General features: G+C 70.6%; 14 protein-coding genes. 1 reads left to right on the top strand and 13 read right to left on the bottom strand.

Annotated features, from left to right (window positions below):
• Nucleotides 1-96: 96 nt before the first annotated feature.
• The 6 genes from BMZ18_RS07175 to BMZ18_RS07150 all read right to left on the bottom strand — a co-directional run bounded on the left by BMZ18_RS07175 (nt 97) and on the right by BMZ18_RS07150 (nt 5102).
• Nucleotides 97-345: a helix-turn-helix domain-containing protein gene (locus BMZ18_RS07175; RefSeq protein ID WP_068099453.1), complete on the bottom strand. Its 249-nt coding sequence runs from the start codon at nt 343-345 to the stop codon at nt 97-99.
• A gap of 152 nt (nt 346-497) precedes the next feature.
• Nucleotides 498-1331, bottom strand: a complete 834-nt coding sequence (gene proC / locus BMZ18_RS07170) for a pyrroline-5-carboxylate reductase (protein WP_068362513.1) — start codon at nt 1329-1331, stop codon at nt 498-500.
• A gap of 25 nt (nt 1332-1356) precedes the next feature.
• Nucleotides 1357-2211 (bottom strand): thioesterase family protein, encoded by an 855-nt coding sequence (locus BMZ18_RS07165; RefSeq protein WP_068362517.1) that lies wholly within the window; start codon nt 2209-2211, stop codon nt 1357-1359.
• On the bottom strand, nt 2208-3107 hold the full coding sequence (locus tag BMZ18_RS07160; protein ID WP_068362520.1) for a sugar phosphate isomerase/epimerase family protein: 900 nt from the start codon (nt 3105-3107) through the stop codon (nt 2208-2210). The genes BMZ18_RS07165 and BMZ18_RS07160 overlap by 4 nt, the downstream gene beginning before the upstream one ends.
• Complete coding sequence (locus BMZ18_RS07155) at nt 3104-4066, bottom strand: Yip1 family protein (protein WP_068362528.1); 963 nt, start codon at nt 4064-4066, stop codon at nt 3104-3106. The genes BMZ18_RS07160 and BMZ18_RS07155 overlap by 4 nt, the downstream gene beginning before the upstream one ends.
• Nucleotides 4067-4145: 79 nt before the next feature.
• Nucleotides 4146-5102, bottom strand: coding sequence for a Ppx/GppA family phosphatase (locus BMZ18_RS07150; RefSeq protein WP_068104831.1), 957 nt, complete (start codon nt 5100-5102; stop codon nt 4146-4148).
• 103 nt (nt 5103-5205) lie between these two features.
• Between BMZ18_RS07150 and BMZ18_RS07145 the strand changes: the two genes are divergently transcribed.
• Nucleotides 5206-5982 (top strand): DUF3109 family protein, encoded by a 777-nt coding sequence (locus BMZ18_RS07145; protein WP_068362642.1) that lies wholly within the window; start codon nt 5206-5208, stop codon nt 5980-5982.
• Nucleotides 5983-5998: 16 nt separating this feature from the next.
• Here BMZ18_RS07145 and BMZ18_RS07140 read toward each other — a convergent pair whose 3' ends face one another.
• From BMZ18_RS07140 to mshA, 7 genes are all read right to left on the bottom strand, one after another.
• Nucleotides 5999-6682, bottom strand: coding sequence for a winged helix-turn-helix domain-containing protein (locus BMZ18_RS07140; protein WP_068362530.1), 684 nt, complete (start codon nt 6680-6682; stop codon nt 5999-6001).
• A 16-nt stretch (nt 6683-6698) separates the two neighbouring features.
• Nucleotides 6699-7859, bottom strand: a complete 1161-nt coding sequence (locus tag BMZ18_RS07135; protein WP_068362645.1) for a sensor histidine kinase — start codon at nt 7857-7859, stop codon at nt 6699-6701.
• Between the two features lie 105 nt (nt 7860-7964).
• Nucleotides 7965-8720 (bottom strand): phosphoglyceromutase, encoded by a 756-nt coding sequence (locus tag BMZ18_RS07130; protein ID WP_068099446.1) that lies wholly within the window; start codon nt 8718-8720, stop codon nt 7965-7967.
• Between the two features lie 86 nt (nt 8721-8806).
• On the bottom strand, nt 8807-10267 hold the full coding sequence (locus tag BMZ18_RS07125) for a carboxylesterase/lipase family protein (protein ID WP_068362532.1): 1461 nt from the start codon (nt 10265-10267) through the stop codon (nt 8807-8809).
• Nucleotides 10268-10414: 147 nt separating this feature from the next.
• Nucleotides 10415-12010 (bottom strand): AMP-binding protein, encoded by a 1596-nt coding sequence (locus BMZ18_RS07120; protein ID WP_068362535.1) that lies wholly within the window; start codon nt 12008-12010, stop codon nt 10415-10417.
• A gap of 189 nt (nt 12011-12199) precedes the next feature.
• Nucleotides 12200-12754, bottom strand: coding sequence for a type III secretion system chaperone family protein (locus BMZ18_RS07115; protein WP_068362648.1), 555 nt, complete (start codon nt 12752-12754; stop codon nt 12200-12202).
• Nucleotides 12751-14136 (bottom strand): D-inositol-3-phosphate glycosyltransferase, encoded by a 1386-nt coding sequence (mshA, locus tag BMZ18_RS07110; RefSeq protein WP_371828487.1) that lies wholly within the window; start codon nt 14134-14136, stop codon nt 12751-12753. The genes BMZ18_RS07115 and mshA overlap by 4 nt, the downstream gene beginning before the upstream one ends.
• Nucleotides 14137-14159 lie beyond the last annotated feature (23 nt).

Genomic DNA, 14159 nt, shown 5'->3' with positions numbered 1-14159 from the left:
GTCCGCTACAACACTCGACGAGGCCACTCCGCCCTCGGCGGACACCCACCCATCACCCGACTGACCGCCTGAGAACAACGTGTCAGGTCACTACACCTAGCCGGCGTCGAAGTAGGAGGTCTCCAAGTAGTCGTGCACCGCCTTCGCGTGCACTCGGAACGAGCGGCCCACCCGAACGGCCGGCAGCTCGCCACCGTGCACCAAGCGGTACACGGTCATCTTGGACACCCTCATCAACGACGCCACTTCGGCCACCGTGAGGAATTGCGTGCCGGCCACGGCCGGTCCTCCGTCGTGCGACGAGTTCTTCGAACCCGACCCGGACGGCTTGTCCACTGATTCCATGAAATTCACATACCTCCGGCACGTCCGCGCCGCCGGCTTCCCCTCCGGCGGAACAGACACGCACGTGCTGCGACCGAGCTTAGCGGGACACCTGTGACTTCTGCGACGGGTGGGGGTGGATTTCGTCCGAATTACCGACGGGGCCGACCCGATCAGCCGAGGAGCGGAGTCCCGTCGGGCGGGATCCCCAGCACCACGCTGCGTGCCTTGGCCGCCTCCACGGCGTCCAACACCGCGGCGCGGAACCCGCGTCGTTCCAGTTCGGCGAGGGCGGCGGCCGTCGTTCCCCCCGGCGAGGTGACCCCGGCGCGGAGCTCGGTGGCCGACTCGTCGGACCGGTCGAGCATCGCGGCCGAGCCCACCATGGTCTGCGTCACCAGCGTCGTCGCCGTCTCGCGTGTCAGACCCAGCCCGACGGCCGCGTCCACCATGGCCTCGGCCATGAGGAAGAAGTAGGCGGGCCCGGAACCGGACACCGCCGTCACCGCGTCGATCTTGTCCTCGGCGACCACGGCGGTGCGGCCGACGGTGCCCAGCAGCTTGCGGACGGCCTCGATGTGCTCTGACCGCGCGTGCCGACCCGGGGCCAGCACGCTCATCGCCTCGCCGACGAGCATGGGGGTGTTGGGCATGACCCGCACGATCGGGATGCCCGCGGGCAGCTTGGGCTCGTACCGCGACGCCGGCACTCCCGCGGCCATCGAGACCACGATCTGCTCGCGCTCGCCGTTGAGCTCGGCCTTCGACATCTGGGTGACGACGGAGTCCACGTCGTCCGGCTTGACCGCGACGACGATGACGTCGGCGCCCTCCACGGCGTCGACCACGCTGGTCGCACGGATGCCGAACTGCGTCGCCACGGCCTCGGCGCGCGCCGGATGCTTCTCCGCCAGCACCACCGAGCCCGTCGGCAGTCCCCCCTCGATCAGCCCGGCGATCAACGCCTCTCCGATTCGGCCGCCACCGATCACCGCGATTCTCGTCATGGGTGACAGGTTCTCACGGCGCCGATCAGGCCTGCGGGAGCGGCACCATCGCCAGCTGACGGCTCTGCACCACCAGCGCGCCGGTCTCGTCGACGACGGTGTGGTCCTCCTCGAACCACTGTCCCCCGACGACGGCCGACGAGGACGTCACGCGCAGCCATCCCGGCGTCGGGGTGCGGCGCAGGTACGTCGTCAACTGCACCGTCGGCGCCCACCCGAACAGCCCGCGGTTCATCGTGACCGGCGGGCAGATGTCGCCCGTCATGACGGCGAAGAGCGCGGCGGTGGCGGGATCGTCCTCGTCGTCCGGTCGCGGGCGCACCCACATGCGGATCTCGGCGGATCCCTGTGCGCCCGTGAGGAAATACGCGGCGGTCGGATCGAGCCGCATGTCGCAGCCGCGGGCGACGTGGACGACGTCGGCCATCGGATGTCCGGGCGCGACGCGGGCGGCGGCGTCCGGCGGGGTCGGGTCCATCGCCAGGGCGGACGCGAGCGGCCCGTCGTGCTCCCGGTGAACCGGCGCGGCGGTGTCCGGTGTGCCCAGGGTGACGACGCACCGCACGGCGGGTCGGTCGCCCTGGCTCAGGACGGCGTCGACGTGGGCGACGCGGCGACCGCGCTTGTGGATCGTCGTGGTGACGGTCACCGGACCGGGATCGGGCGCCGCGAGGTAACTCGCACTCACCGCGAGCGGCGAGAGCACGGCCGGGTCGTCGTCACTCGCGAGACGCTGCGACGCGGCCGCGGCACACACCGCCATCATCGCGCCGCCGTGCACCTTGGGTCCGATGGTCCACGTCGGATCGATCGTGCCCGCGAAGACGTCGGTCTCGACCCGCTCCAGCGTCGTCAGGTCTCGGAACGGGGCATCGGTCACGACGTACTCGGTTCTGCCGGGGCGGACCGTGAGGGCCGGCCGAGGTGGGTGCGGGCGAAGGCGAGCGACCGTTCGAGGGCGGTGGAGCGCTCGGCCGCCGTGCGGGCGTTCTGGGTGTTGATCTCCACCACCGCCTGCCCGTCGAAGCCTCGCTCGGCGACGCGGCGCAGGACCTGCGCGACGGGCTGGGTGCCGTCACCGGGCACCAGGTGTTCGTCGACGGACGCGCCGCGGCCGTCCGCGAGATGGAAGTGTGCGAGCCCGCGACCCATGCGGTCGGCGAGGTCGACGGCGTCGAGTCCCGACGTCGCGGTGTGCGAGAAGTCCAGTGTGTAGTGCGCGAAGCCGACGTCCGTCGGGTCGTACGACGGCGCGAAGGCGGATACGCCCAGTCCCGGCCGACCGCCACGCCGCTCCAGGCGCCGCGCCGAGCCGGTCACCGCGCCGAACAGTCGATCGAGCCGCATCGGGAACATGTTCTCCACGGCCACCACGACACCGTCGGACGCCTCCTCGAGCTCCGCCGTCTGCTCGGCGAAGCCATCGACGTACGCGCGCTGCCACCGGAACGGCGGGTGCACCACCACGGTGCGCGCACCCAGCGCCTCGGCGGCGTGGACCGTCTTGGCCAGCTTCGCCACCGGGTCCGACCCCCACACTCGCTGGGTGATGAGCAGGCACGGCGCGTGCACGGCCAGCACCGGAACGCCGTAGGTGCGGGAGAGACGGCGAATCGCCGCGGGGTCCTGACTGATCGGCTCGGCCCACACCATCAGCTCGACGCCGTCGTACCCGAGCTCGGCGGCGAACCGGAACGCGGACTCGGTGTTCTGCGGATAGACCGACGCCGTCGACAGCCCGACCGGAGTCGTCGGCCGACTCGGTGGCACCGTCATGTGGACAGCATGAAGGCCAGCGGGCCCAGCGTGACGAACACACCCACCACCACCGCGAGCAGGATCGAGACGATGTCGTCGGTGCGGCGCAGCACACGCACCACGGCCACCAGACCGACGATCACGAAGAACGCCAGCACCAGCGCGACCCACGGGAGCATCTCCCACAGCCGCTCGAAGCCCTTGAACAGCAGCGCGCCGAGCACGATCGCGACGGCGCCCTGCCCCACCAGCGACAACCACTGCCGGACCGGTCCGCGCGACCGGGCGGGAGCGGGGGTGTCCGCCGCCTCGTCGGGCGCGGTCTCGCTGTCCGTCTCTGCGTCGGCAGCTGCCTCGACGTCGGCGTCGACGCGGGTGAGCACGGTGGTCTCCGGCTCGGCGTCCTGCTCGAGGCCGAGATCCAGCTCGGGCTGGGGTTCGGGCTCCGGCTCGAGCTCCGGTTCAGGCTCCGCACGCCGGTCCGGGCGCGCGACGGAGTCGCGCAGCCGGTCCCCCGCCACGCTGGGGGCGCCCGAGAAGAGGGCGGGCTCCTCCTGCGGGACGAAGGCCGGGGTGGGACGACGACGGGTCTCCGTCTCGGCCACCGGCTCCGGTTCGGGCTCCACCACCGGCTCGGGCTCCGGCTGGGACTCCGCCACCGGCTCGGTCTCCGGCTGGGACTCCGCCACCGGCTCGGTCTCCGTCTCGACCGGGTGCTCCTCGGCGACGGCCGGGGTCTCCTCGGTGCGGTCCTCGTCGACCCTGTTCTCGTCGGCCCGGTCCTCGTCGGCCCGGTCCTCGTCGGCCGGCGCCTCGTCCCGGATGACGGGAATCTCACCGGTCAGCTCGGCGACCGAGATGCCGCCGGCCATGCCGCGGCGGCGGCGGCCGCCCGTGCCCACGGTCGCGCCGTTGCGGGCGAGCAGTTCCGCCACCGACACCGGGCCGGTGGTGCCGCCTGTGTTGTCGTCGGTCATCTCGCGCCCTGTCTCACTCACCTGGTCGTTCTCGTCGGTCGGTCTCGGTCGTTCGGTTCCGGTGGGGCCACTCGCCCGGTCACGTCGCCGTCGTCGGCACGACGTCACCGAACGACTCGGTGTCCAGCTTGCGCAGGATCAGCCCCTCACGCAGCGCCCACGGGCAGATCTCGAGGGTGTCGAGTGACAGCGCGCGCATGGCCGCCTCGGCCACCAACGCGCCCGCCACCATCTGCCGTGACCGGTCGGCGCTGACTCCCTCGAGCTCGGCGCGATCCGCCGCCGTCATTCTCGAGATGAAGGAGATCACCTGACGGAGGCCGTCCGCGGTCAGCGTGCGCTTGACCCGCGGGCCGGCCGCCGACGGTGCCGCTCCGGTCAGTCTGGCCAACGAACGGAAGGTCTTCGACGTTCCCACGGCACGGTCCGGCAGCCCGGGGGCGAGGACGGCCTTCGCCGGTTCCACCAGTTCGGCGTCGAGCCAGTCCCGCAGGACGGCGACGCGACGTTTGCCCGGCGGGTCCTCGTCCAGCCAGTCGCGGGTGAGGCGCCCGGCGCCGAGTTGGAGGGACATCGCGACGTCGGGGTTCTCGTCGATACCCGTGCTGAGTTCGAGCGATCCGCCGCCGATGTCGAGGTCGAGGATCCGGCCGGCGCTCCAGCCGAACCAGCGGCGCACGGCGAGGAACGTCAGACGCGACTCGTCCTCGCCGGAGAGAACCTGCAGGTCGACACCGGTCTCGTCGCGCACGCGGCCGAGCACGGCGTCGGAGTTGCGCGCGTCGCGCACCGCGGACGTCGCGAAGGCCATGAGTTCACCGCAGCCGGACGATCGGGCGATTCCGGCGAAATCGGCCACGGTCCGCATGAGTCGGTCGGCGCCCTGGGCGGTGATGTCGCCCGCGTCGTCCGTGTTCTCCGCGAGGCGCAGCGCAGCCTTGGTGGAGCTCATCGGTGTCGGGTGACCACCACGATGGGCGTCGACCACGAGGAGATGAACGGTGTTGCTTCCGACGTCGAGCACCCCTAGCCGCACATCGAACACCGTACTGGGTCTAGCGTCGTGGCCTGTGACACGTGCTCCGAAGGATGTCACCGAGCGTCCGGCCGACGTGCTGGAACCGGTGGCGACGGCCAAGCTGGATCCGGCGCCCGAGGTGCCGCCCGACTTCCCGCGCGAGTGGGTGGAGTTCACCGATCCCACCGACCCCGCCCACCTCGTTCGCGTCGACATGACGTGGTTGCTGTCGCGGTGGACCTGCGTCTTCGACACCCCCGCCTGCCAGGGCACGGTGCCGGGCCGGCCGGACGACGGCTGCTGCTCGCACGGCGCGTTCCTCTCCGACGACGACGATCGGGCCAAGCTCGATCGGTCCGTGGCGATGCTGACGGAGGAGGACTGGCAGTTCTTCGACAAGGGCCACGGCAAGAAGGGCTACACCGAGATCGACGACCTCGAGGGCGAGCAGGCGGTGCGCACCCGGAAGTACAAGGACGCGTGCATCTTCCTCAACCGGCCGGGCTTCGCCGGCGGGATCGGCTGCGCCCTGCACCGCATGGCGCTGCGCACCGGCGTCGAACCGCTGACCGTCAAGCCCGACGTCTGCTGGCAGTTGCCCGTCCGACGCACCCAGGACTGGGTCACCCGCCCCGACGGCGTCGAGATCCTGCAGACCGTGGTGGGCGAGTACGACCGGCGCGGCTGGGGCGAGGGCGGCGCCGACCTGTCCTGGTACTGCACCGGGTCCCCCGACGCGCACGTGGGCAGCAAGCCCGTGTGGCAGTCCTACGCTCCGGAACTCACCGAGCTCCTCGGCATCGACGTCTACACCGAGCTCGCGGCGCTGTGCCGTCGGCGGGAGGGGCTGGGCCTGATCGCCGTCCATCCCGCCACGCGCGAGGCCTCCCGGACCTGAGGCCGCACCTGCCGGGCTACTCCTCGAGCTTGTAGCCCAGTCCGCGCACGGTGACCAGGTGCACCGGCTTGGCCGGGTCCGCCTCGATCTTCGAGCGCAGCCGCTTGACGTGCACGTCGAGCGTCTTGGTGTCGCCGACGTAGTCCGCGCCCCACACCCGGTCGATCAACTGACCGCGCGTCAGCACACGACCGGAGTTGCGCAGCAGGTACTCGAGCAGGTCGAACTCCTTGAGCGGAAGGGTGATCGTCTCACCGTTCACCTGCACCACGTGCCGCTCGACGTCCATCCGCACCGGGCCGGCGGACAGGACGGAGGTGTCGTCGATCTCCTCGGTGTCGGCGCCGCGGCGCAGCACGGCCCGGATCCGCGCGATCAGCTCGCGCGAGGAGTACGGCTTGGTGACGTAGTCGTCCGCTCCCAGCTCGAGGCCGACGACCTTGTCGATCTCGCTGTCGCGGGCGGTGACCATGATGACCGGCACGCCCGAGCGGCTCCGCAGGTGCTTGCAGACGTCCGTGCCGCTCATGCCGGGCAGCATGAGGTCGAGCAGGACGATGTCCGCCCCGGACCGGTCGAACTCGGCCAGTGCGGACGGGCCGTCGCCCACCACCGTCGCCTCGAACCCTTCCTTGCGCAGCAGGAAGGCCAACGGGTCGGCCAACGATTCCTCGTCCTCGACGATCAGCACACTCGTCACGGGATGTCCTTTGCGGTCATGACGGTTCTCCGTCGTCTTCGATGTGAGCGGGGATCAGCAGGGTGAAGGTGGACCCGGTGCCGGGCTTGCTCCACAGCTCGATGCGGCCGTTGTGATTGGCCATGACGTGTTTGGCGATCGCGAGTCCGAGGCCGGTCCCGCCCGTCGCACGCGACCGGGCCTTGTCCACGCGGAAGAAGCGTTCGAACACCCGCTCCTGATGCTCCTTGGCGATGCCGATGCCGCGGTCCGTCACCGACAGCGCCACCATGCGCTGGCCGTCGACGTCGCGCTGGGAGCGGGTGACCGTGACCGGCGCTCCCTGCGGGGAGTAGGCGATGGCGTTCTCCACGAGGTTCGACAGGGCCGTCACCAGGAGTGTCTGATCCCCCAGCACCTCGAGCCCGCTGGGGTGATCGGTGGTGACCGTGATGCCCGCGGCCTGGGCCTTCAGCTCCGAGCGGGCGAGGGCGTTGCGCACGACGGTGTCGACGTCGACCACGTCGAGATCGGGCAACTTCTCGGCGCCCTGCAGCCGGGAGAGGGAGATCAGCTCGCTGACCATGTTGCCGAGCCGGGTGGACTCGTCGAGCATGCGCTCGCCGAAGTGATGCACCGACGCCGGATCGTCGGCCGATTCCAGCAGGGCCTCCGCCAGCAGGCCGATGGCCCCCACCGGGGTCTTGAGCTCGTGACTGACGTTGGCGACGAAGTCCCGACGGGTCGCCTCCATCCGCACCTGCTCGGAATCGTCGTCGGCGAACAGGACCACGAAGCGTCTGTCTTCCCGACTGAGCAGCTGCGCGGTGCCGCGGACCGCGATGCCGGGCCGGCCTCGCTGATCGAGGACCGTGAGGTCGACCTCGACGCCCTCCCCCGTCTCGAGGACGCGGGTCGCGGCCTTCCACGCCCGCTCGTCGAGCGAGCGAGCCCGCACCAGGCCCAGTTCCTCCGCGCGCGGGTTGAAGAGCACGACGTCGTGGAACTGGTCGACCACGGCGATCCCGCTCTGCGCGGCGAGCACGATGAGGTCGAGGACCTGGGACATCGTCAGCCCGTTCTCGCGCTTGAGCCGCTGCGCCCGCACGGACGTCAGATAGGGCACCAGCACGCCACCGACCAGGTAGCCACCGAACGCCGCGACGGCGACGAGGATGACGACGGTCGGGGTGTTCACGGGCGAATCGTACGGCGGTCGGAACGGGCGTCGTCGCACGGTGGGCCGGGTTTTCCCGACGTCACACGGCGTCCGACGCCCGTTCGCGCAGCGTTCACGTGGGGGCTACTTTCCGCCCTGGTTCGCCACGGCGGCCGCGCCCGCCGCAGCGGCCTCCGGATCGAGGTAGACGCCACCGGGCGTCGTCGGGACGAGCTTGTCGCCGGACTCGGTGAGGTCGTACTGCAGCGGGATGCCGGTGGGGATGTTGAGCGCGGCGATGTCGGCGTCGGAGATGCCGTCGAGGTACTTCACCAATGCGCGCAACGAGTTGCCGTGCGCGGCCACCATGACCGTGCGACCCGCACGCAGCTCGGGGACGATCGTCTCCTCGTAGTACGGAACGAACCGCTCGACGACGTCCTTCAGGCACTCCGTGAGCGGGACCGTCTCGAGGTCCGCGTAGCGGGGATCGGCGTCCTGGCTGTACTCGCTGCCGGCCTCGATCGGCGGGGGCGGGGTGTCGTAGCTGCGGCGCCACAGCATGAACTGCTCGTCGCCGAACTTCTCCTTCGTCTCCGCCTTGTTCAGACCCTGCAGCGCGCCGTAGTGGCGCTCGTTGAGACGCCAGTCGCGCACCACCGGGATCCAATGCCGATCGGCCGCGTCCAGCGCGAGGTTCGCGGTGCTGATCGCGCGGCGCAGCAGCGAGGTGTACAGCACGTCCGGCAGCACCCCGGCGTCCTTGAGCAGTTCACCGGCGCGCCGCCCCTCGGCCTCGCCCTTCTCGGTCAGGCGCACGTCCTGCCACCCGGTGAACTGGTTGGACGCGTTCCATTCGCTCTCGCCGTGGCGCAGAAGGATCAGAGTTCCGATGCTCATGGCGTCAGTTTCTCACGAGCGCCGACCGGCCACGTCGTACGCACGGACGCTCGTTCGACGAACGCATGGACTTCGCACGAACACTGTCACCGGACGCCGTCCCACACCTCCCGCGTCGCCGCGCGCGGATCGTCGACCGTGGTGCCGGGGAACATCTTCACCGTCCGCGCCGTGCCGTACCGCCCCCAGCCGGGGTTGCCGGTGCGGACGAAGTCGACCCAGGCGCGGTGCATCTCGTCCGCCAGCGCCTGCGGCGGTGTGGGGCCGGTGATGCGGGCGGTCTCCGGCTTGTCCAGCACGTCGAACACGAACGGCAACTCCAGCGCGTGGCAGGCCCCGAGGTTCCCGTCGAAGAGCGGCGAACGCCAGGTGAACTCGTAGACGTGCGCGGGGTGGGCCTCCGCGATCCGCACGGCCGGCATCCGGAAGAACCAGTCCGTCATGATCGCGATCATCAGCTCGCCCGGCGAGGCGTCGGGCAGCTGCGCGCGGTAGACGTCCAGAGCCGCGGGGTTCAGTCGGTACCCCGCGAGGATCGCCGCGAGATAGTCCTCGGTGATGTGCGGGACGATGCCCGCGGGCACCAGGAAGAAGGCGTGCTCCTCGCTGGTGGTACCGATCAGGATCTCCACCTCCGCACCCGCGCCGTCCGCGATGCGCGAGTACGGCTCCGCCGGGACCACGTCGCCGTCGACGTAGGGCTGGAAGGCCATCATCTTCAGCGCCAGCTCGCCCCACGCCCCCGACGCCGCCTCCGCCGCCACCCGGTCCGACAGCGACCGCTGCGCGTCCAGCAGTGCATCCACCGAGACGGATCCGAAGCCGTCGACCGAGGGCTCCACCGACAGCGACGACGCGAGCGCCGCGGCCACCCTGCTCGCGGTCTCCTCCGCGATCACGTTGTGTCCGCCGCCGCTCTGCAGGATCGCGCGGCGGAACAGGCCCTCGGCGCGGGGCATCGCGAGCAGCGTGGCGACGCTCATCGCCCCCGCCGACTCCCCCGCCACGGTCACCTGCGCCGGGTCGCCGCCGTAGGCCGCGATGTGATCGCGCACCCACTCGAGGGCCGCCACCTGATCGAGCAGACCGCGGTTGGCCGGAGCGCCGTCGATCCGCGCGAACCCGTCGACACCGAGGCGGTAGTTGATCACCACCGCGACCACGCCGTCGCGAGCGAACGCCGATCCGTCGTAGGCCGGAACGGCGTTGCTGCCGTTGACGAACGCCCCGCCGTGGATCCAGACGTACACGGGCGCGGACCCACCCGGGTCCGGGGTGTACACGGCGACGTTCAGACAGTCGTCGCCGGCGACCTCCGGCTCGCTGAGGATCTCGCTGGTCGGCGGCCGGTACCCGACCTTAGGAACCGTGGCGCCGTGATCGAGAGCGTCCCGCACCCCGTCCCACGAGGGCGGCGCCGTGGGTGCTCGAAACCTGTTCGGTCCGAACGGCGCCGCCGCGTAGGGCACCCCGAGGAACGCGGTGACACCGTTCTCGGTGCGTCCGCGCACCTGGCCCTGGGGTGTGTCGATCGTGGTCGTGTCCATGGCTCATTACTACCGTGCCGCGCGAGTTTTCCCACGGAATCGAGCCGAGATCGACGATCTCGCAGAAGCGGCCACAATACTGTGTCGAAACGCGCACCACCCCCGCCCGCACGAGGCGGACGGGGGTGGCGGGAGGAGAAACGGTTCCTAGACGGTCTCGGCGGCCCGCAGGTCCTTGCGCAGGATCTTGCCGGAGGCCGACTTGGGCACCGTGTCGATGAACTGCACGCGGCGAACCTTCTTGTGCGGCGCGACCTTCTCCGCGACGAAGGAGATGACGTCGTCCTCGGTGAGCGACGCGCCCTGCTGCAGCACGACGAACGCCTTCGGCACCTCCTCGCCCTCGTCGTCGAGCACACCGATGACGGCGGCGTCGGCGATGTCGGGGTGGGTGAGAAGGAGCGACTCGAGCTCGGCCGGCGGGACCTGGTAGCCCTTGTACTTGATGAGCTCCTTGAGGCGGTCGACGATGCTGACGTTGCCGTTGCCGTCCACGACGGCGATGTCGCCGGTGTGCAGGTAGCCGTCGGAGTCCAGGGTGTCCGCGGTGGCCTGCTCGTTGCGCAGGTAGCCGACCATGACGTTGGGTCCCTTGATCCACAGCTCGCCGGGCGCGCTGACCTCGGCGGACCCGGCCGCCGGGTAAGCGACCTCCTCGCCGGTGGCGGGATCGACGATCTTGTTCTCCGAGTTGGCCACGGCCGCACCGCAACTGCTGAGCGGCACGTCGTCGCCGTCGAACGGGATGGCGTGCGAGACCGGGCTCAGCTCGCTCATGCCGTAGCCCTGGCGGACCTTGGTGTGCAGCCGCTGCGCGACGGCGTTGCCCAGGTTCTCGTCGAGCGCTGCGGCGCCGGAGAAGACGCAACGGACGCTGGAGATGTCGTACTGCTCCACCAGCGGGTGCTTGGCCAGCGCGACGGCCACCGGCGGTGCGATGAAGAGGAAAGTGATCTTCTTCTCGGTGGTCAGGCGCAGGAACATCTCGAGGTCGAACTTCGGCATGGTGACCAGCGTCGCGCGGACCTTCAGGCCGAGGTTCAGCAGCACCGTCATGCCGTAGATGTGGAAGAACGGCAGCACGGCGAGCAGGACGTCGTCCCGGCCGGCGCCCATGCGCGGCTGGACCTGCGAGACGTTGGCGACGAGGTTGCGATGGGTCAGCATCACACCCTTCGGCCGCCCGGTGGTGCCCGAGGAGTACGGCAGCACGGCCAGGTGGGTGGCGGGGTCGAAGCTCACATCGGGAGCCGAGTTGCCCTCCGTCAGCAGGTCTTTCAGCGACTCGTGCCCTTCCGCGCCGTCGAGCACGACGATCCGGTCCGCGGCGAGGCCGACCTGCTCGGCGGCGGCCTTCGCCTGCGGCAGCAGCGGAGAGACCGTGAACAGCATCGTGGCCTCGGAGTCGGTGAGCTGCTTGGCGATGTCGTCGGCCGTGTACAGCGCGTTGACCGTGGTGGCGACGGCGCCGGCGCGCAGGATGCCGTGGAAGACCGAGGCGAAGGCCGGCACGTTGGGCGAATGCAGCGCGACGACGTCCCCGACCTGCACGCCGCGGGCGGCGAGTGCGCCGGCGACGAGGTCGATGTGGGCGACGAGGGTGCGGTAGTCGGTGACGGCGCCCGACGGTCCGTCGATCAGGGCGGGACGCGACAGGTCGTCCTCGCTCAGGTCGCCGAAGAGGAATTCGTGGACGCTCTTCTCGGGGATCTCGACGTCGGGATACGGGCTGCGGAAACTCATGGATCTCCTCGATACGGCGCGGGGACGACTACGGGGTGAATCTTAGTGTGCACGCCCGGTCACACCAACGGTGATTGCCTCCGTCGGGTGACAGGTGTCACAACCGCAGCGTAGTCGAGGGATGTCCGATTCGAGGACCGGTCCGTCGGGATACGACCGGCCCGGTCCGTCGGGATACGACCGGCCCGGTCACCGCGGATTCGGCCAGCCCCCGGTCGACTCCTGCGGCTCCACCAGGTGACGGAACGCCTCCAGGTTGTGCAGCGACTCGCCGCGGGAGACGCGCCACTCCCACTCGCGGCGGATCGACGCGGCGAATCCGAGCTCGAGCAGGACGTTGAAGTCGCCGTCGGCGGCCTCGAGGACCTGACCCAGGACGCGGTCGATCTCCTCGCCCGTCACCGCGTGAGTGGACATCCGACCGACCAGGTAGACGTCGCCGATCTTGTCGATCGTGTAGTGCACGCCGTACAGACGTCGGTTGCGCCGCAACAGGTATCGGTAGACACCCTCGAAGTTCTCGTCGGGCTTGCGGCAGACGAACGCCTCGACGCGCACTCCGTGGTTCCCGACGGTGAGCAGCGTGGTGGTCTTGAGCTTGCGCTCGCCGGGCAGTTCCACGACGAACTCGGTGGCCGACGCCCGGTGGTGATCCAACTCGCGGTCCGCGAGCACGTCGGCGATCAGCGCCGCCGTCCGCTCGATCGTCCCTGCCCGGTCGTTCGTTCCGTCCTGTGTCGTCATCGCGCTCCCACCGATCCCGCTCGCCGCATCCTCCACAGCCCGCGCGGGCGGCGGGGGGAGAACTCTCCGGTCGGCCGGTCCACGCCGCCGGTGCGGCCGAACCGCCACGCCGCGCGCTCGTACGTCTCGAGCAGCCCGTCCGCGGTGTGGTCCCACGAGAAGTTCCGTGCGTGCCGTGAAGCATTCGACGCCAGGTGCCCGCGCAGATCGTCGTCGCGCAACACCGAGTCGAGGGCGTCGGCCCACTGCGTGACGTCGTGCCCGTCGACCAGTACCCCGGTCTCACCGGACCGCACGGCCACGCCGAGGCCACCGACGTCGGCGGCGACGACGGGAACGCCACAGGCCTGCGCCTCGATCGCCACGAGCCCGAAGGATTCCGAATAACTGGGCACCGCAACCAGGTCGGACGCGCGGTAGACGTCGGCGAGTCGCTCCGGCGGCTGCGGCGGCAGGAACGTCACCCGATGCGCGATACCGAGGGAGCGAGTGAGGTCGATGAGCGAATCCGGCCGCTCGAGACCGGTTCCCGACGGGCCCCCGACGACGAGCACGCGCAGCGGCCGTCCCGGGTCGCGATCGACGAGCACGGCGGCGGCCGCGACGAGGACGTCGGGCGCCTTGAGCGGCTGGATGCGTCCCACGAACGTCACGACGATCTCGTCCTGCGCCAGACCGAGACTCGCGCGGGCGGCGCCCCGGTCCCCGGGCGAGAACAGCGTGAGATCGGCTCCGGGAGCGACGATGTCCACGGTGTCCTCGTCCGCTCCGTAGGCGGCGACGAGCGCCTCCTTCTCGTCGGCGGTGTTGGCGGTCAGGCGGTCCGCCTCGGCGACCACCTGCCGTTCGCCGATCTCCCGCGCCGCGGGTTCGGGACGATCGCCCGCCGCCACCGACCGATTCTTCACCGCGGCGAGCGTATGGGCGGTGTGCACCAACGGAATTCGCCACCGATCGCGGGCGAGCCAGCCCACCTGACCGGACAGCCAGTAGTGGGAGTGGACGATGTCGTAGTACCCGGGCTCGTGCCGCGCCTCCTCGCGCAGGACACCGGCCGCGAACGCGCACAGCTGCGTCGGCAGGTCGTTCTTGTCGAGTCCCTCGAAGGGCCCCGCCGCGATGTTGCGGACCAGGACACCGTCGGCCGCCTCGACCACCGGCTCGTCGCGGGACGACGTGGCCCGGGTGAAGATCTCCACCTCCACGCCCCGCGCGGCCATGGCCTTCGCCGTGGCCAGGACGTAGACGTTCATGCCGCCCGCGTCCCCGGTACCCGGCTGCGCCAGGGGAGACGTGTGCAGCGACAGCACGGCTACCCGGTCGGGACTGCGTCGGCGGACCACCGTTCCAGTGTGCCCTGTCCGGTTCCGGCGGGGCGCCACGGGCCGTTCCGGTGGGACGCCCG

Source organism: Rhodococcoides kroppenstedtii, assembly GCF_900111805.1.
GTDB lineage: Bacteria > Actinomycetota > Actinomycetes > Mycobacteriales > Mycobacteriaceae > Rhodococcoides > Rhodococcoides kroppenstedtii.
Note: the sequence above shows the minus strand (reverse complement) of the source record. Positions and strands in the feature narration are given on the sequence as shown.